This window comes from Pirellulimonas nuda (assembly GCF_007750855.1).
Taxonomy (GTDB): Bacteria; Planctomycetota; Planctomycetia; order Pirellulales; family Lacipirellulaceae; genus Pirellulimonas; species Pirellulimonas nuda.
Map to the genome: position 1 here is coordinate 119,914 of NZ_CP036291.1, position 16,902 is coordinate 136,815.

At 67.3% G+C, this 16,902-nt stretch carries 16 protein-coding genes; 10 read left to right on the top strand and 6 right to left on the bottom strand.

Features of this window, described 5'->3' with window-relative positions; all coding sequences use genetic code 11:
• Positions 1-59 precede the first annotated feature (59 nt).
• Positions 60-959 (bottom strand): rhomboid family intramembrane serine protease, encoded by a 900-nt coding sequence (locus Pla175_RS00460; RefSeq protein WP_145280240.1) that lies wholly within the window; start codon positions 957-959, stop codon positions 60-62.
• 357 nt (positions 960-1,316) lie between these two features.
• On the opposite strand from Pla175_RS00460, the gene lpdA reads away from it, so the two are divergent.
• The 9 genes from lpdA to Pla175_RS00505 all read left to right on the top strand — a co-directional run bounded on the left by lpdA (position 1,317) and on the right by Pla175_RS00505 (position 11,826).
• Positions 1,317-2,741, top strand: coding sequence for a dihydrolipoyl dehydrogenase (lpdA, locus tag Pla175_RS00465; RefSeq protein ID WP_145280242.1), 1,425 nt, complete (start codon positions 1,317-1,319; stop codon positions 2,739-2,741).
• Between the two features lie 201 nt (positions 2,742-2,942).
• Positions 2,943-5,651: a pyruvate dehydrogenase (acetyl-transferring), homodimeric type gene (aceE, locus tag Pla175_RS00470; protein ID WP_145280244.1), complete on the top strand. Its 2,709-nt coding sequence runs from the start codon at positions 2,943-2,945 to the stop codon at positions 5,649-5,651.
• 176 nt (positions 5,652-5,827) lie between these two features.
• A complete protein-coding gene (locus Pla175_RS00475) occupies positions 5,828-7,177 on the top strand; it encodes a 2-oxo acid dehydrogenase subunit E2 (RefSeq protein ID WP_145280246.1) in 1,350 nt (449 codons plus the stop codon).
• A gap of 24 nt (positions 7,178-7,201) precedes the next feature.
• Positions 7,202-7,570 carry an STAS domain-containing protein gene (locus tag Pla175_RS00480; RefSeq protein WP_145280248.1) on the top strand — a complete coding sequence of 123 codons (369 nt, stop codon included), beginning with the start codon at positions 7,202-7,204 and terminating at the stop codon, positions 7,568-7,570.
• Positions 7,571-7,668: 98 nt separating this feature from the next.
• On the top strand, positions 7,669-8,352 hold the full coding sequence (locus tag Pla175_RS00485) for an esterase/lipase family protein (protein WP_145280250.1): 684 nt from the start codon (positions 7,669-7,671) through the stop codon (positions 8,350-8,352).
• A gap of 126 nt (positions 8,353-8,478) precedes the next feature.
• Positions 8,479-9,051 (top strand): hypothetical protein, encoded by a 573-nt coding sequence (locus Pla175_RS00490; RefSeq protein WP_145280251.1) that lies wholly within the window; start codon positions 8,479-8,481, stop codon positions 9,049-9,051.
• A gap of 19 nt (positions 9,052-9,070) precedes the next feature.
• The gene (locus tag Pla175_RS00495) at positions 9,071-10,354 is read left to right on the top strand and encodes an SUMF1/EgtB/PvdO family nonheme iron enzyme (protein ID WP_145280253.1); all 1,284 of its coding nucleotides are present in this window, start codon (positions 9,071-9,073) and stop codon (positions 10,352-10,354) included.
• 113 nt (positions 10,355-10,467) lie between these two features.
• Positions 10,468-11,376, top strand: a complete 909-nt coding sequence (locus Pla175_RS00500) for a TRAFAC clade GTPase domain-containing protein (RefSeq protein WP_145280255.1) — start codon at positions 10,468-10,470, stop codon at positions 11,374-11,376.
• Positions 11,377-11,469: 93 nt separating this feature from the next.
• A complete protein-coding gene (locus Pla175_RS00505) occupies positions 11,470-11,826 on the top strand; it encodes a hypothetical protein (RefSeq protein WP_145280257.1) in 357 nt (118 codons plus the stop codon).
• 263 nt (positions 11,827-12,089) lie between these two features.
• Here the strand turns inward: Pla175_RS00505 and asnS are convergent, their stop codons facing one another.
• Positions 12,090-13,484: an asparagine--tRNA ligase gene (gene asnS, locus Pla175_RS00510; RefSeq protein ID WP_145280259.1), complete on the bottom strand. Its 1,395-nt coding sequence runs from the start codon at positions 13,482-13,484 to the stop codon at positions 12,090-12,092.
• A gap of 160 nt (positions 13,485-13,644) precedes the next feature.
• Here asnS and Pla175_RS00515 point away from each other — a divergent pair, with 160 nt between their 5' ends.
• Positions 13,645-14,019, top strand: a complete 375-nt coding sequence (locus Pla175_RS00515; protein ID WP_145280261.1) for a hypothetical protein — start codon at positions 13,645-13,647, stop codon at positions 14,017-14,019.
• Positions 14,020-14,080: 61 nt separating this feature from the next.
• Here the strand turns inward: Pla175_RS00515 and frr are convergent, their stop codons facing one another.
• From frr to tsf, 4 genes are all read right to left on the bottom strand, one after another.
• A complete protein-coding gene (frr, locus tag Pla175_RS00520) occupies positions 14,081-14,641 on the bottom strand; it encodes a ribosome recycling factor (protein ID WP_145280263.1) in 561 nt (186 codons plus the stop codon).
• Positions 14,642-14,733: 92 nt separating this feature from the next.
• Positions 14,734-15,453, bottom strand: coding sequence for a UMP kinase (gene pyrH, locus Pla175_RS00525; protein ID WP_145280265.1), 720 nt, complete (start codon positions 15,451-15,453; stop codon positions 14,734-14,736).
• Positions 15,454-15,499: 46 nt separating this feature from the next.
• A complete protein-coding gene (locus Pla175_RS00530; protein ID WP_315851503.1) occupies positions 15,500-15,958 on the bottom strand; it encodes a four helix bundle protein in 459 nt (152 codons plus the stop codon).
• Between the two features lie 10 nt (positions 15,959-15,968).
• Complete coding sequence (gene tsf / locus Pla175_RS00535) at positions 15,969-16,808, bottom strand: translation elongation factor Ts (RefSeq protein ID WP_145280267.1); 840 nt, start codon at positions 16,806-16,808, stop codon at positions 15,969-15,971.
• Between the last annotated feature and the right edge of the window lie 94 nt (positions 16,809-16,902).

The following is a 16,902-nucleotide window of genomic DNA, read 5'->3' on the forward strand; positions in this document are numbered from 1 at the left end:
GTGAGCGTTTTCTAGCTGGTCGCCGGCGGCTAAAAGCTGAACGCCAAGCTGCGCAGCGGCTAAAACTCCCCCCGACGTTCGCGGGCCTTGCGGCTGCGTTGTTCGAGGAACTTTCGCTCTGCGCGGGTGAGGCTGTCCTGGCCCGAGTCGTGGATCTTCTTGAGGATGGCGTTCTCCCGCGTCTCGTCGGCGTCTTCTTGGTCGAGGTCGTCGATGGTCCTCACCCGCAGTTTAGGCCCGCGGCTCAACTTCGGCATCTTGAACGAGCCGGGCAGGTACTCGCCTAGCCGGAGCCCACCGAAATAGTACGCTAGAGCCAGTGCCGCGCCGGTCAGGTGGATCATGTACGCGACCTGTGTTCCTCCCATCCCAAAGGCGCCGGAGAGGTCACCAATGATCATCACCGCGGCCAGCAGCCACATCGGCACCGGCAGCACCAGGAACAACAGGATCTGCCGCTCGGGCCAGTTCAGGGCGTAGAGCAACGTCACCGCCACCACGGCGCCCGAGGCGCCCAAGGCCGGGCCGCCGACGCTGCCGTTCGGGACCCCGGCCGCGGTCCACATCAGCCCGCCGAAGACGATCGCCGCCAGGTAGAAGGTGATAAACTCGCGGCGGCCGTACTTGTTCTCGACGTCTCGACCGAACATCCACAGGCCGAACATGTTCCAGAACAGGTGGCCCGGCCCGTCCGTGTCGTGCATAAAGCCGTAAGTCAGCAGTTGGTAAGCCTGCCAAGGCCGTCGGTACCAGTCTGGTTCCAGGTAAAAGTAGGGCGAGAAACTCGTCGCGCCGATCAACTGCACGATGTACGCGACGATGTTGATCAGGATCAGGCGGTAGACCCAGGTCTGCGGCCAGCGGAGCTGCACGCCGCCCGGCTCGCCCCGCCAGCGCTCGCCGCCGCCGCCACGCCAATCGTTGCCAGGGCGTTCGTAGTCGCGGTCGTAAATGCCCATCGGCGCCGTTCGTCAGGGGAAATGGGGAGTGCAGAGGCCTAAGTGTACGGGCTGCGCGGAAAGAAGGGGACCGCGGTTGGCGGGGCAGGGGGGCGCCGGAGGAGCCGGCGGGCCGAAAAGCCAAGCAGGCGGGCCCCCGGCGCAGCGGAACAGGCGTTCATCTCCGCGGCGCCGGGGCCGGGGACGGCCCGGCTCGCGGGTCACGCCGCGGTGCTGGCTGACCCTGGGCTCCTGGACTTTCCCACTCGAATGCTTGCGGTCCCCCCCGTCCCTAGCCCCTAGCCCCGGCGGCGCAGCCGCTAGTACACTTGGGGGCCAGGTTGACCGTTAAAATCGCCCCGCCTACCTTCCTTGCGCATGCATTCTCAAGTTGTAGTTCTTGGCGGCGGTCCCGGTGGCTACGCCGCCGCGTTCATGGCCGCTGATTTGGGGCTCGAAGTAGCCATCGTCGAGTCGGACCCCCGGCTCGGGGGCACCTGCCTGCTGCGGGGCTGCATCCCCTCCAAGGCCCTGCTGCACGTCGCCAAGATCATCTCCGAGGCCGAGGACATGGCCGAGTGGGGGGTCGAGTTCGCCAAGCCAAAGATCTCGATCGACAAGGTCCGAGCCCGCAAGGAGAACGTGATCGACACGCTCACCGGCGGGTTGGCGCAGCTCGCCAAGCGTCGCGGCGTCCGCCGGATTCACGCCCGCGGGCTGTTTGTCGATTCCACCACGCTGCAGCTCGAAGGGGGCGACCCCGCGACCTACGACAACGAGCGGCTCACCTTCGACCACTGCATCCTGGCCACGGGAAGCGTGCCGACGATGCCGGGGTTCCTCGACATCAAGAGCCCCCGCGTGATGGACTCGACCGGCGCCCTGAAGCTGGAAGACATCCCCGGCACGCTGCTGGTCGTCGGCGGCGGGTACATCGGGCTCGAGATGGGGACCGTGTACGCCGAGCTAGGAACCAAGGTGTCCGTGGTCGAGCTCACCGAGGGCTTGCTGCCGGGCGCCGACCGCGACCTGGTGAAGCCGCTAGAGAAGCGGGTCCGCCAGCGTTTCGCGGGTGTCCACCTGGGGACCAAGGTTACCGGGCTGAAGGACGCGGGCGACCACGTGGCCGTTTCGATGGAAGGGCCCGAGATGTCCGGCGAGCACAAGTTCGACCGCGTGTTGGTGGCCATCGGCCGCCGGCCCGTCTCCAAGGGCTTCGGGCTCGAGAACACCAAGGTCAAGGTTAACGAGCGCGGCTTCGTCGAGGTCGACAAGCAGCAGCGGACCGCCGACCCCCACATCCTGGCGATCGGCGACGTTGCGGGCGACCCCATGCTGGCGCACAAGGCTTCCTACGAAGGCAAAATCGCCGCCGAGGTGCTGGCGGGCGAGCCGGCCCAGTTCGACGCCCACGCGATCCCCGCGGTGGTGTTCACCGACCCGGAAATCGCTTGGGCCGGGCTTACCGTTGAAGAAGCCAAGCGCGACGGGCGTATAATCGAAGTGGCCCAGTACCCCTGGCAGGCCAGCGGGCGTGCGATCGCCAACGGCCGCACCGACGGCCTGACCAAGTGGATCATCGACCCGGAGACCGAGCGCGTGCTGGGCTGCGGCATCGTCGGCGCGGGCGCCGGCGAGCTGATCGCCGAGGCGGTGCTCGCGATCGAGATGGGCTGCCAGGTGCGCGACGTCGCCGAGACAATCCACCCCCACCCCACGCTCAGCGAAACGGTGGCGTTCGCAGCCGAGGCGTACCTGGGGACCGCAACCGAGATCTACAAACCGCGAAAGAAGAAAGAATAACTACGAAGGACGCTACAACGCGCGAAGCAAAGCGTAAGAATAGGACGCGGATAGTCGCGGATGAAGCGGATCGCAAAGGATACAAGCGTTCGTATCCGTTTTTATCCCGTCGATCCGCGAAGATCCGCGTCCTATTCTTCCGTCCGTTGTGTTCCTTGGTGTCCTTCGTGGTAGAAACTTCCCGTTAAGAGGCAAATCACGATGGCTAGCGCCGCAGCGAATCAGATCAAGTCGTACATCCCCGACGATGTCGATCCCGCCGAGACCGCAGAGTGGCTCGAGTCGCTCGACTACGTGCTCGAGAGCAAGGGGCCCGAGCGCGTCAGCCAGCTTCTCAGCGCGCTCGAGGAGGCCGCCCACCGCAACGGGGTCGACCTGCCGTTCACGGCCACGACGCCGTACTGCAACACGATCACGCGGGCCGAGCAGCCCCGCTACCCGGGGGACCGGGAGCTGGAACGGCGGATCAAGAGCTACGTGCGTTGGAACGCGATGGCGATGGTCACGCGCGCCAACCGCGACAAGTCGTCCCCCGGGGGGCACATCAGCACGTTCGCCAGCAGCGCCACGCTGTACGAGGTGGCCCAGAACCACTTCTTCCGCGGCCCGGGCGAGGACGGCACCAGCGCCGACCAGATCTACTTCCAGGGGCACGCGTCGCCCGGCATGTACTCCCGCGCCTTCATGGAAGGGAGGCTCACCGAGCAGAACCTGTGCAACTTCCGCCGCGAACTGGGCGAAGGGGGGGGCCTCTCCAGCTACCCCCACCCCTGGCTGATGCCGGGCTTCTGGCAGTTCCCCACCGTGTCGATGGGCCTCGGGCCGATCATGGCTATCTACCAGGCCCGCTTCAACGAGTACCTGACCGACCGCGGCATCAAGGACTGCTCGAAGCAGCACGTGTGGGCCTTCCTCGGCGACGGCGAGTGCGACGAGCCCGAGACCCTCGGCGCCATCACCCTGGCGGCGCGTGAGAAGCTCGACAACCTGATCTTCGTGATCAACTGCAACCTGCAGCGGCTCGACGGGCCGGTGCGCGGCAACGGCAAGATCATCCAGGAACTGGAGGGCGCCTTCCGCGGCGCCGGCTGGAACGTCATCAAGGTGGTCTGGAGCGGCGACTGGGACCCGTTGCTCGAAGCAGACGACACCGGCCTGCTGCTGCGGCGGATGGGGGAGATCGTCGATGGCGAGTCGCAGAAGTACGGCGTCGCCGGCGGCGCCTACATCCGCGAGCACTTCTTCGGCAAGTACCCCGAGCTGCTGTCGCTGGTGGAGAACTACTCCGACGAGAAGATCGGCAAGCTCCGGCGCGGCGGCCACGACCCGGACAAGGTGTACGCCGCCTTCAAGCAAGCCACCCAACGCAACGGCAAGCCGACCGTGGTGCTCGCCAAGACCATCAAGGGCTACGGCCTGGGCGAGAGCGGCGAGGGGCGCAACGTCACGCACAACAGCAAGAAGCTCAACGAAGCAGAGCTCCGCGAGTTCCGCACCCGGTTCGGCATCCCGATCTCTGACGAACGCGTCGCCGAGGCGCCCTTCTACAAGCCGCCGGCCGATTCGCCCGAGATGGTCTACCTCCGCAAACGCCGCGAGGAGCTCGGGGGCTCCGTCCCCAGCCGATCGACCAAGCCGGTCACGATGGAGGTGCCCCACTTGGCCGACTACGGCAAGACGCTCGCCAAGCTGGTCAGCAAAGAGCCGGGCAAGGAGCAGTCGACCACGATGGGCTTTGTGCGGTTGCTCACCGACCTGCTGCGTGACAAGCAGATCGGCAAGTACATCGTGCCGATCGTGCCGGACGAGTCGCGCACCTTCGGCATGGAGGGCCTGTTCAGCCAGATCGGCATCTACGCCCACGCGGGGCAGCTCTACGACCCGGTCGATTCCGACATCTTGGCCAAGTACAAGGAGGCCAAGGACGGGCAGCTCCTGGAAGAAGGGATCACCGAAGCGGGCTCGATGAGCAGCTTCAACGCCGCGGGCACCGCGTACAGCACGCACGGCGTGAACATGATCCCGATGTTCATCTACTACAGCATGTTCGGCTTCCAGCGCATCGGCGACCTGATCTGGGCCGCCGCGGACATGCGGGCCAAGGGCTTTATGCTGGGCGGCACCGCCGGCAGGACTACGCTCAACGGCGAGGGCCTGCAGCACCAGGACGGCCACAGCCTAGTGAACGCAATCGCCTTCCCCACCGTCCGCGCCTACGACCCCGCGTACAACTACGAGACGGCCGTCATCATCTTCCACGGCCTGCAGAAGATGTACGTCGAGGGCGAAACCTGCATCTACTACCTGATGCTGGAGAACGAGAACGTGATGATGCCCGAGATGCCCTCGGGTTGCGAGGAAGGCATCGTACGCGGCATGTACAAGCTCAAGAGCGTCGAGGCCGAGGGCTCCAAGCACCGCGTGCAGCTCTTCGGCTCCGGCTCGATCCTGCACGGAGTGCTCGACGCGCAGAAACTGCTGGCGGAGAAGTACAACATCTCCAGCGATGTCTGGAGCGTCACCAGCTACAACGAGCTGCGCCGCGACGCCCAAGAGACGGCCCGCTGGAACATGCTGAACCCCACCGCGCCGGCGAAGAAGTGTTACGTAGAGCAGGTGCTCGAGGGCGCCGAGGGCCCCTGCATCGCGGCGAGCGATTACCTCCGCTGCTTGGCGGAGCAGATCGCCCCCTGGTGCCCCGGAGGGATGCTGGCCCTGGGGACCGACGGCATGGGCCGCAGCGAGAGCCGCCCGAACCTGAGGCGCCACTTCGAGGTCGATTCAGAGTTCGTCACGATCGCCACGCTGTACAAGCTAGCAACGAGTGGCAAGCTCGACCGGCAAGTGGTGGCCGACGCGATCAAGGAACTGGGGGTCGATCCTCAGAAGATGTCGCCGCTTTACGCCTAACGAACAGATGGGAGAGGTGGGGATACGGACGAGATAGGGGGATAGCGTTCTCAGGGGCCTGAAGCTTCTCCGAACGCAGACGGACGGGCCTTCGTGAAGTGAAGGTCGTTCGCCCCTGGTCCCCACGATCCCCACATCCCTTTCTTTATCCCCACCTCTCCCTTCGCTTTGTTGCCATGAGCCAAATCACCCTTCCCCACCTCGGCGAGAACATCGACTCGGGGGACGTCCTATCCATCCTGGTGTCCGAAGGGGACGCCGTGACGAAGGACCAGGACCTGATCGAGATCGAGACCGACAAGGCCACTATGGCGGTCCCCAGTCCGCAGGCGGGGAAGATCGTCAAGATCCTGGTCGGCGAAGGGGACACCGTAAACGTTGGCGCCGCGATCTTTGAGATCGAGGCGGGGGACGCCGCGCCGGCGAAGCAGGAGAAGCCTAAGGAGGAGCCCCCCAAAGAAGAGGCAAAGAAGCCTGAGCCGAAGCAAGAAGAGCCCAAGCAAGAAGAAAAGGCGCAAGAGAAGCCCTCGCCAAAACAAGAAGAACCCAAGCGTTCTCCAGCCCCCAGCCCCCAGCCCCCGGCGCCCGCCGCTTCCAGCGGCGACGTGCCCGGAGACGGCCATGCCTCATCGGCCGCTGGGCCCGCCGTTCGCCGGCTGGCCCGTGAGCTGGGGGTCGACCTGCGCCGCGTCCGCGGCAGCGGAGAAGGGGGGCGTCTGACCGAGGAAGACGTACGGGGCTACGTCCGCGCCGCCAACGAGCAGGCCCGCAGCGTAGGCCCCTCCGGCATCATCCCGCCGGGCGCCGCTGGGTCGGACAGCCAGGGCGCGGTGCGGATCGAGAAGATGAGCCGCATGCGGCAGGCGATCGCCAACAACATGGTCGCCAGCTACACCACGGTGCCGCAGCTCACCAACTTCGACGACGTCGACATCAGCGAGCTGGAAGAGCTGCGCGAGCAGAGCAAGCGCGACTACGAGAAGCGCGGGCTGAAGCTCACGCAGATGCCGTTCTTGATCAAGGCGGTCGCCGCCAGCCTGAAGCTGCACCCGGTGGTGAACGCCTCGGTGGACATGGAACAGAAGCAGGTCATCTACAAGGAGTACGTGAACATCGGCGTCGCCATCGACACCGAACGCGGCCTGACCGTGCCGGTGATCCGAGACGCGGACCGGATGAGCATGTCGCAGATCACGCACGAGCTCGACCGCTTGATCAAGCGGGCCCGCGACGGCGAGCTGGCGATCGAGGAGATGCGCGGGGGCACGTTCACCATCAGCAACCTGGGGGCGGTCGGCGGCACCTACTCGACGCCCATCATCAACCCGCCGGAGTCCGCCATCCTGCTGGTGGGCCGCAGCCGGATCTTGCCGCTGTGGATCGACGGCGAGTTCGAGCCCCGCCCGGTGATGCCGCTGTCGCTGACGTACGACCACCGCACGGTCGACGGCGCCGCGGCGGCCCGCTTCCTGAACGAGGTGAAGGGCTTCTTGGCCTCGCCCGGCCGGCTGCTGCTAGCGCCGTGATCGGCCCCCCAACAAGGTGACGCGATGGACCAGCTTATCCCCGGGTGGAGCGTCTCGTTCGAGCAGGTCGGCGGCTGGCTCTGCACACGGCTGCACCCCGCCGGCAGCCCCGACGCGGCGGGGATGATCGACCCGCTCTGGCGACAGGTGGACGCGCGTTGCCAGGGGGCGGCCAAGCAGGTGGTGTTGGAGATGAACGAGGTGACGTTCCTGTCCAGCAGCCTGATGGGCGAGCTGGTGCGACTGCACAAGCGGCTGGCGGTGGCGGGCGGGGCGCTGCACCTGGCGGCCCTGCGGCCCGAGTGCGCCGAGGCGCTGCACATCACCCGGCTCGACTCGGTGCTGCCGGTGTTCCCGGGACGCGACGAGGCGGTCCACAGCTTCGCCCGCTAGCGGGCGCCCCCTCTCGGAAGTCTGACGGCGCCCACGCGCCAAAATAGTGCGGCGCGCCTATCCTTGGGGTGTGGTTATCCCTCCCGGCAGGAACACCGATGGCGTCTGCTTCGCGTGAATTGGTCGTCATGGTCCACGGCATCGCGTCGTGGCGATTTGTGTTTGCCGTGATGAACGCGCGTCTGCGGGCCGCCGGGTTCGCCACGCGGATGTGGGGCTACCCGTCGATCTTGTGGTCGAATCAACACCACGGGGCGTCCCTGGCCCGCCTGCTGCGCCGCCGGGCGGCTACCGGCAAGTACGACAAGATCCACCTGGTGGTGCACAGCATGGGGAGCATCGTGGCCCGCTGCGCCCTGCAGGAGGAGCTGCCGGAGCAGCTCGGGCGGATCGTGATGATCGGCCCGCCCAACCAGGGGTCGCACGTTGCGTCGCGTCTGGCCCCCATCTACGGCTGGTTGGCGCCGACCCTGGTCGAGCTGTGCGACGTCGAGGGGAGCTTCGTCCGCACGCTCGGTTCCCCCCCCGAACACGTCGAGATCGGGGTCGTGGCCGCCCAACGCGACCGCGTGGTGCCGCTGCTCAACACCCACCTGGCGGGGATGCGAGACCACATCGTGCTGCCCGGCCTGCACACCTCTAGCCTGTGGCGGCGAGAAACAGCGGAGCAAGTCGTGCACTTCTTGCGGGAGGGGCGCTTCTTCCTCCCGGGCGAGCGGTCGGCGTCGGCCGTCGGAGGAGAGCGCGCCGGTGCGACCCTACCGACCCCCTCCGGCGGCTGACGCCGGCGGCCCGCCCGCCATTTGCCCCGCCCCCGATTGTGACCTAGTCTTGCACTAGCCGGGGAAACCCGGCCTCCCACCGGCCCTCGGGCCACCCCCTCCTCGCCTCCTTCCCCGTCAATACCTATGTCCAGCGCCGTGCTAGAGCCGGCGCTCGGGACACTGCGCGAAGCGGTCGGCCGCTGGCGCAGTGATTTCGAGCAGCAGGAAAACGAACTCGCCGAGTCGCTCGAAGCGCTCGATGCGTACCAGCGCAGCCTCGACGCATGGCGGCAGTCGTTGGTGGAAGAACGCGCGGAGCTGGCCCAGCTCCACGACGCGTTCGAAGAAGAGCGGGCCGCTGCGACCATGGCCGACAACGACCGTGCGGAGGATAGCGCTTTGGAAGAAGTAATCCGCGGACTGCGCAGCGAGCTCGAATCGGTCGGAGAGGCGGCGGCGGCCGCCGAAGGGGCCTTGTCCGAACGGTCCCAGAAGCTCCGAGACACGGAGCAGGAGCGGGCCGATCTGCGGAAGGAGCTCGACGCGTTGCGATCGCATTGCGAAGGGATGGAGCGTGAGTTGGCGCTGGCCGCCCAGGCGCCCGAACCCGCGGCCCAGACGCCCAGCACGCCGCGGGGCCCCGACCCGGTGGTGAGCTCGTTGCTCGACCAGTTCACCAAGATCCGCCAGCAGCGCGGTCAGCGACCCCCCCGCTAGACCCGGAGACGTTCCCCCTATGAATGCGATTGCGCCCGCGTTTCAACCGATCGCGCCCCCGGCGCCGGTCGTCATCTCGGCGTTCGGAGTCGTGCTGTGCTTTGCCGGCGCGTGGCTCGGTTCCCCGGTGATGTCTGCCGCCGGGGTCGCCGGGTTGTTCATGTTCGCGCGGCAAGCGGCGGAACTCCTCCGGCTCGACTTCCCCGACCCCTGGCGGCTGGTCGGCTGGGGGCGGGGCGCCCGCCCGCAGGGGGGCCCGCCCCCAGCCCCGCAGGGGGGCGTCTCGGACGCGGACCGGCGGGTCGCTGCAGGCGACATCGCGCTGCTGCCCGAGACAATCCGCTCTACCGAGGACTTGATCGACAGCATGCTCACCACGGGGCGCTACGCGCTGCTGCTGCGCCCCGAGGTCAGCGACCGGCTCTCGGACGAGCAGATCATGCGGGCGGTGCGCGCGCTGGACGACTCGATGTCGCTGGTGCCGGGGGGCCGCGTGCTGCTGGGGATCACGGCCGACCGCGCCACGCTGGGGGGCGAGCTGACGGGCGACGTGCGGCTGGACGACCCTTCGGCAATCGCGGAGGTGGCGCCCTGCTACATCGACCGCTACTGCGTGACCAACCGCCAGTACCAGCAGTTCGTCGACTCCGGCGGCTACGAGCAGCTTGAGTACTGGCTGGAAGAAGCGCTGCCGGCGATGTTCGACTTTGTCGACCAGACCGGCGAGCCGGGACCGCGCGACTGGCGCAACGGCGCCTACCGCAGTGAGGGGCCGACCGACGGCGCCGACCTGCCTGTGGTGGGGGTCAGTTGGTACGAGGCGCTCGCGTATGCTCGCTGGCTCGGCAAGCGGCTCCCCATCGAGGCGGAGTGGACCAAGGCGGGCGCGTGGCCCGTCGAGGCGTCGCCCGGCCGGATCGCGCAGCGCCGCTACCCGTGGGGCGAGTCGTTCGACGCGCGGCGGGCGAACCTGTGGTGCTCCCGCGTCGGGAGCACGCAGAGCGTCTACGAGTACGAGGCCGGCGCCAGCGTCGGCGGCGTGTGCCAGTTGGTGGGGAACGTGTGGGAGTGGACCGCCACGTCGCTCAGCGAGCTGGCGCCGCGGGGGATCGACTTCCCCTCGGCGCTGAAGACCGTCCGCGGGGGCGCCTACAACACCTACTTCGAGAACCAAGCCACCTGCCACTTCCAGAGCGCAGAGCACCCGCTCTCCCGCCGCCCCAATATCGGCATCCGCCTGGCGTTGGGCATGGAGAGTCTGGCGGCCATCAACGGACGCGTGGCGGAGGGCGCCGCCGAGTAGAAGACCGTTAGCCGGAACAAGCCGAGCGCCGCGAGGCGCCGTTCCGGCACCAAGCCAAGCACCCGCCCCCCTGCGGCGGGCTGGTTCCAGCCTACCCCGCGCCCACGAAACCTATGCTCACCAACACCCCGCTCGAATCGTACCTGCTGGCGCAAACCTCCACGGCGCTGGAGTGCGTAATTTGCAACGCAGAGAACTGCGCGTCCGCCGAGCGCTGCCGCAGGTGCCACGCGCCGCTCTCGTTGACGCGGCAGTCGGCGTCGTTGCGGCGCAGGCCGCACCTGATCGCCGTGCTCGGCGGCCCCGGGGCGGGCAAGACCGTGTACCTGGGGATGCTGCTAGACATGCTCACCCGCGGCGTCGGCGGGCTCCGCGCCCACGCCCGCGGGCCGCAATCGATCACGCTCCAGCAGTCCACCACCACGGCGCTGGCCAGCGGGTGGTTCCCGGACCGCACGCCGAACGTTCCCGACCAATGGCACTGGGTGCACTGCCGGGTGGAGTGCGGCCGGCGACGCCGGACGATGGAGCTGATGCTCGCCGACGTGGCGGGCGAGGCCTGGACACAGGTCGACGTTGATTCGACCCAGCAGATCGCCGTCCCGGCGATCCTGTCGCGGGCCGACGGGGTGCTGCTGCTGGCCGACGCAGAGCGGCTGCACGGCGGCGAGCCCGACGAGAGCTACGGGATGCTCAAGGCCCTGTCGCTGCTGACCGAACTGCGGCGCGAACCGGGCCGACGCGGCCGGCGTCCTGATCGTAGGCCGTGCGCCGTGGTGTTTACCAAGGCGGACGCCTGCGGCCGGGCGCTGGACGACCCCGAGGGGTTCGCCGAGTCGCACGCCGCCACGCTGCTGGGAGACTGCCGGAGCCGGCTGCCCAACACCAAGGTCTTTGCCACGAGCGTGGTGGGGGCCTCGACCCGCCGGGTAGCGGCCGGCAACCGCCGGGCGACGCCGCTGCGGGTCGAACCGCAGGGGGTGGTTGAGCCGCTGGGCTGGCTGCTGAACCAGGTCGAGTAAGGGGACCACGCTTCCGGCGCGTGCCCGTCCGTCCAGAACAATCCAACAACAACCGCCGAACCAAACGCCGTCCCGCACGTAAAGAACCATTCGATGTCCGCCCGCTACCCGACCCACCCCTGCCCGGCCCCGCACGCCCCGATGACCGGGAGCGAGGTAGCCGTGGCGTGCCGGTCGGGGAGGCCCATCCCGCCCGAGGCGTTGTCGCGGCTTGAGCACCTGGACGACGTGTTCTTCGGCGCCATCGCCGGCGACGCGGACGCGCTCGACCAAACGGGTCGGCTGTGGCGCGAAGCCCGCGCCGAGTTGTGCGAGCCCCTGTTGGACGAGTCGCGGGAACAGTACCTGCGCCGGGCCGAGGTGGTTTGCGCCGCCGGCCGCGCTGCGCCGATCGAGAACCTAGCCGCAACGTTCGCGGCGCTCGAAGTGCTGACGCTGCTGGCGGACTGAGCGGCTACTGGGTGAGCGACGAGGGAACCACAGAGCCACTGAGGGCACTGAGACGGACGAAGAGGGGAAAATCTCTCGCGGAGACGCTGAGGCGCGGAGAGAAACAAGGTTCAATTAGGATTAATCCCAGCTCCGATCCGTTCACCTTTTTCCTTCGGCTTCCCTCCCTAGCTCTGCGTCTGGGCGTCTCTGCGAGAGTTTGATCCGTCCTCCGTCCGTCTCCGTGTTCTCTGTGGCTCTGTGGTTGGCTTGCGGCGGCGCTGCTAGAACTCTGCCGACCCCGGCGTGCGTGGGAAGGGGATCACGTCGCGGATGTTCGCCATGCCGGTGGTGAACTGCACCATCCGCTCCAGCCCCAGTCCGAAGCCGGCGTGCGGCACGGTGCCGAACCGGCGTAGGTCGAGGTACCACCAGTAGTCGGCCTCGCTGAGCCCCTGCTCGGCCATGCGTGCCTTGAGCACGTCGAGCCGCGCCTCGCGCTGGCTGCCGCCGATGATCTCGCCCACGCCGGGCGCCAGCACGTCCATCGCGCGCACGGTCTTCCCGTCGTCGTTCACGTGCATGTAGAACGGCTTGATGCCGCTGGGGTAGTCGTAAAGGATCACCGGCGAGCCGAAGTGCTTCTCGGTCAGCCAGCGTTCGTGCTCCGCCTGCAGGTCGGCGCCCCAGGAGACGGGGAACTCGAACTTTTCTCCGCTCTGCTCCAGCAGCGTCACCGCCTCGGTGTAGGGGAGTCGCTCGAACGCGCCGGCGGTAATCTTTTCAAGGCGTGGCATCACTTCCGGGTCGATCCGTTCCTGGAAGAACGCCATGTCCTCGCCGCAGTCACGCAGCACGTCGGCGACGATCCGCTTGAGGAACCGTTCGGCCAAGTCCATGTTGTCCGTGAGGTCGTTGAACGCTACCTCAGGCTCGACCATCCAGAACTCGGCCAGGTGACGCGACGTGTTGGAGTTCTCTGCGCGGAACGTCGGCCCGAACGTGTACACCTTGCCCAGCGCGGTGGCGTAGATCTCTCCCTCGAGCTGCCCCGATACCGTGAGGTAGCTGGGGCGGTGGAAGAAGTCGCGGCCAAAGTCAACGCGGCCTTCCTTGTCGCGCGGCGGGTTCTCGGGGTCGAGCGTCGAGACGCGGAACATCTGCCCGGCGCCCTCGCAGTCGCTGGCGGTGATGATGGGCGTGTGCACCCACAGGAAGCCGTCTTCTTGGAAGAAGTCGTGGATGCTGCGGCTGATGCGGTTGCGGACCCGCATCACGGCGCCCATGGTGTTGGTGCGGGGGCGGAGGTGGGCCCACTCGCGCAGCTTTTCGAGCGTGTGGCGTTTCTTCTGCAGCGGGTACTCGTCCCCCTCGGCCCAGCCGTGCACGGTCAGCTCGGCGGCCGCCAGCTCGGTCGCCTGCCCCTTGCCGCCAGATTCCTTGACGACGCCCGTGACGCTCACGCTGCACCCCGCGGTGAGGTGTTTGACCTCGTCGGCGTAGTTCGCCAAATCCTCGCCGGCGATCACCTGCAGGTTGGCCAGGCACGAGCCGTCGTTCACCTCGACAAAGCTGAAGCCCCCCTTCGAGTCGCGGCGGGTGCGGACCCAGCCCCGTACGGTGGCCTGGGCGCCGATCGCGGAGGGGTCGCGGGCCGCTTGTACGGAAAGAATTGGCATCCGAGCGTTCCTGGAGGGGCGGGGTTCTGTGTACGATTGTAGCGAGCCGGGGCGTCTTCGCCCCCGGCCGGCGTAGCGGAGAAGCCTCTCCAGTCCCAGAGCCGTCGATGGCGCCGCACCGGGGTCGAGGACGACCCGGCCCCCGAGCGGGTTCACGATCATGCCGACCCACGCCTGGCCCGACTCGCTCGATATCGCGATGCTGGCCTTCTGGGCGCTCGTGCTGGTGGGGGCGCCGATCGCCGGCTACGTGTTGATGGTGGTCGACTACCGCGCCTACCTGCGGTCGCTCCGACGCGCCCTGGTGGTGGTCCGCTCGTACGCTACCGGCCTGCCGAGCTGGGTCCGCGAGCACGAACCGCCCTGCCTGAAGGCGCTGGGGCTGACGCTGCCGGTCACACGCGAGCAGGTGCTGGCCGCCTACCGCCAGAAGGTGAAGACCATCCACCCCGACCTGGGAGGCTCGCGCCGCGACTTCACGCGGTTGCAGGAGCACTTCGAGCAGGCGCTGCTGTTGGCGGACGACGCGACGTAGGGTGCACGGAGTGCACCGGCCCCTCGCACCGCTGGTGCACTGGGTGCACCCTACCCCCGGACTAGTCCTCCATCACCTCGGCTTCCTTGCTCTTGGCTAGGTCGCTCGCTTGACCCTCGTAGGTCTTGGTCAGCTCCTGGACGCTGTCCTTGAACGTGTCGCGTTCGTCCTCGCCGATCAGCTTGTCCTTCTCCGCCTGATCGATGGCCTTGTTGGCGTCGCGGCGGACGTTGCGGATGGCGACCTTGGTTTCTTCGGTCAGGTCGCGCGTGCGGGAGACCATCTGCTTGCGGACCTCGCCGGACAGTGCGGGGATATTCAGCCGCACCACCTTGCCGTCGCTGTTGGGGGTGAGGCCCAAGTCGCTGGCGATGATCCCTTTCTCGATCTCCTTGATCGTTGAGGGATCGAACGGGCGGATCACCAATTGCTGCGGCTCGGGGGCGCTGACGCTGGCGATCTGTTTGATGGGCGTGGGGGAGCCGTACACTTCGACCCTAAGCGAATCGACCATGCCGGGGTTCGCCCGACCGGTGCGGATGCCGGTGAGGTCGCTCTTGAGTTTAGAGACCGCCTTTTCCATCCGCTCTTCGGCGTCGAGCAGTGCTTCATCGGGCGACATGGTTGACTCCTTTGGGGAGGGGCGTAGGGTGCACGCAGGTAGGGTGCACGCAGTGCACCAGTAGCGCGAAGGGCCGGTGCACTGCGTGCACCCTACGCGCTGACGCGGGTGCCGAGCGGTTCGCCCCGCACGGCGCGTTCGATGTTGCCGTCGGTGCGGTAGTTGAACACCAGGATCGGCAGGTTGTGCTCCATGCAGTGGGCGATCGCCGTGGGGTCCATCACGCGGAGGTTCTTCTCGCGGACGTCGTTGTAGGTGAGCTTGTCGTAGAACACCGCGTGGGGGTTCTTCTCGGGGTCGTCGCTGTAGACGCCGTCGACGCGGGTCGCCTTCATCAGCACGTCGCACCCAAGCTCGAGCGCCTTCTGGGCCGCGGCGGTGTCGGTGGTCACGAACGGGGCGCCGGTGCCCCCGGCCAGGATGACGATCCGCCCCTTGTCGAGGTGGCGGTCGGCCCGCCGGCGGATGAAGGGCTCGGCGACGCCGTCCATCTTGATGGCGGTCATCAGCCGGGTCTCCACTTGCAGCGACTCGAGCGCGTCCTGCAGCGCCAGCCCGTTGATCACCGTGGCCAGCATCCCCATGTAGTGGCCGGTGGCCTCTTGGATGTGGGAGTTGCCGCTGGTGAACTGGGCGCCGCGGAGGATGTTCCCGCCGCCGATAACGATGCCGATCTGCACCCCCAGCGCCCGCGCCCGCGCGGTCTGGCTGGCGATGTGCAGCACCTCCTGCATGCTGATGCCGCGCTCCCCCGGGGGGGCGAAGCTCTCACCAGACAGTTTGAGGATGATCCGCTGGTAGGGAGAGGACATTGAGGTGGTGAGTTGTGAATAGTGAGTGGTGAATGGCGTGGATCGTTTACCGCGGCGGGGGGTGGCCTCGTTGATCCTGGGCGTCTCTTCTTCGCGCCAGCGAGCGTTGCAGCCCGGTCAGCATTCGCCCCACCCGATCGGCGCAAGTCTTGGCGTCAGCGAGGCTTTCCGCGTCAAGCATCCCGCGTCGTTCGCAAATGACGAAGTAAGTCGTTAGCTCCGCGAGGGATCCGCGGCTGATAGACAGAAATCGGAGGAACTCACGTGTACTATCGCGGGCGGCCCCTTCAGCCACGTTGGCCGGAACGGACACGGCGGCACGCTGCATCTGGCTCTTCAACCCATAACGCTCATCGCTTGGAAGCGACGTACAAAGCGTGTAGACCGCGTCGACCAGCGTGATGGCCTCCTGCCAAACCTGGAGGTCCTGGTGTCCCCGAACATCACCCACAACGCAGCCCACCCAGTGCGGCCCGATCCCTAGGCAACGCGAAGCACTACTCACTAATCACCACTCACGACTCACTCCCTTCTCCCAGCTTCCAGAGGGTGAAGCTCTTGATCGTCATGCCGCCGCCCTTGGCCACGGCGCCGACGGTGAGCTTGTCGTCCTTGACGAACGGCTGCTCCAGCAGGACGTTCTCGGCGTAGAAGTTGCGCATCCGGCCTTCGATCATCTTGTCGATGATGTTCTCCGGCTTCCCTTCGGCGCGTGCGCGGTCTTTTTGGATCCCCTTCTCGCGCTCGACCGCTTCGGCGTCGAGGTCGGCCACGGTCAGCGCCTGGGGCTTCATCGCGGCGATGTGCATGCTGACGTCGCGGGCCAGCGTCTCGTCGCCCCCCTCGACCTCCAGCAGCACGGCGCTCTTGCCGTCGTGGTGCACGTAGCCCCCCGACAGACCCTCAACGCGCTTGATGCGCGGCACGCGGAAGACCTCGCGGATCTTGTTGACGATCTCGTCGCGCACCTCGCGGAGCGTCTTGCCCTTCTGGCTGGGGGAGGGCTGGTCCCACAGCGCTTCGGCGTCCTTGGCCCCGGAGCCGGTGGCGAGCTGCTTGGCCAGGTCGTTCGCTAGCGCGACGACTTCCGCGTTGCCCGCCACGGGGGCGCTCTCCACCTGCAGCTCGATCATCGCGGCGACCTTCTTGTCGCGGTCGATGAACTGCGCGATCCGGCCCTCTTCGGTCGAGCGGTCGCCGCGGCTGTCCATAAAGGTGGCGCCCTGCTTACGCAGCGCGTCCATGGCCGCCTGCATGTCGCCGCCCGATTCGACCAGCGCCTGCTTGCACTTCATCATCGGGAGCTGCGTCGCCTCGCGCAACTCCTTCACCATCGCCGCGGAAATATCCGCCATCGTCAAACTCCTCGAATGAATCGCTTACTCAGGATCAAAAAAATGAACCACGAAGGGCACGGAGGGACACTACGGACGGGAACCGCCAAGGACG

Excerpts from the sequence above, each read along its gene's own strand:
- Pla175_RS00475 (WP_145280246.1), top strand. The coding sequence starts at position 5,828 with ATGAGCCAAATCACCCTTCCCCACCTCGGCGAGAACATCGACTCGGGG.
- Pla175_RS00505 (WP_145280257.1), top strand. The coding sequence starts at position 11,470 with ATGTCCGCCCGCTACCCGACCCACCCCTGCCCGGCCCCGCACGCCCCG.
- frr (WP_145280263.1), bottom strand. The coding sequence starts at position 14,641 with ATGTCGCCCGATGAAGCACTGCTCGACGCCGAAGAGCGGATGGAAAAG.
- Pla175_RS00495 (WP_145280253.1), top strand. The coding sequence starts at position 9,071 with ATGAATGCGATTGCGCCCGCGTTTCAACCGATCGCGCCCCCGGCGCCG.
- asnS (WP_145280259.1), bottom strand. The coding sequence starts at position 13,484 with ATGCCAATTCTTTCCGTACAAGCGGCCCGCGACCCCTCCGCGATCGGC.
- Pla175_RS00485 (WP_145280250.1), top strand. The coding sequence starts at position 7,669 with ATGGCGTCTGCTTCGCGTGAATTGGTCGTCATGGTCCACGGCATCGCG.
- Pla175_RS00480 (WP_145280248.1), top strand. The coding sequence starts at position 7,202 with ATGGACCAGCTTATCCCCGGGTGGAGCGTCTCGTTCGAGCAGGTCGGC.
- tsf (WP_145280267.1), bottom strand. The coding sequence starts at position 16,808 with ATGGCGGATATTTCCGCGGCGATGGTGAAGGAGTTGCGCGAGGCGACG.
- lpdA (WP_145280242.1), top strand. The coding sequence starts at position 1,317 with ATGCATTCTCAAGTTGTAGTTCTTGGCGGCGGTCCCGGTGGCTACGCC.
- Pla175_RS00500 (WP_145280255.1), top strand. The coding sequence starts at position 10,468 with ATGCTCACCAACACCCCGCTCGAATCGTACCTGCTGGCGCAAACCTCC.
- aceE (WP_145280244.1), top strand. The coding sequence starts at position 2,943 with ATGGCTAGCGCCGCAGCGAATCAGATCAAGTCGTACATCCCCGACGAT.
- pyrH (WP_145280265.1), bottom strand. The coding sequence starts at position 15,453 with ATGTCCTCTCCCTACCAGCGGATCATCCTCAAACTGTCTGGTGAGAGC.
- Pla175_RS00460 (WP_145280240.1), bottom strand. The coding sequence starts at position 959 with ATGGGCATTTACGACCGCGACTACGAACGCCCTGGCAACGATTGGCGT.
- Pla175_RS00515 (WP_145280261.1), top strand. The coding sequence starts at position 13,645 with ATGCCGACCCACGCCTGGCCCGACTCGCTCGATATCGCGATGCTGGCC.
- Pla175_RS00490 (WP_145280251.1), top strand. The coding sequence starts at position 8,479 with ATGTCCAGCGCCGTGCTAGAGCCGGCGCTCGGGACACTGCGCGAAGCG.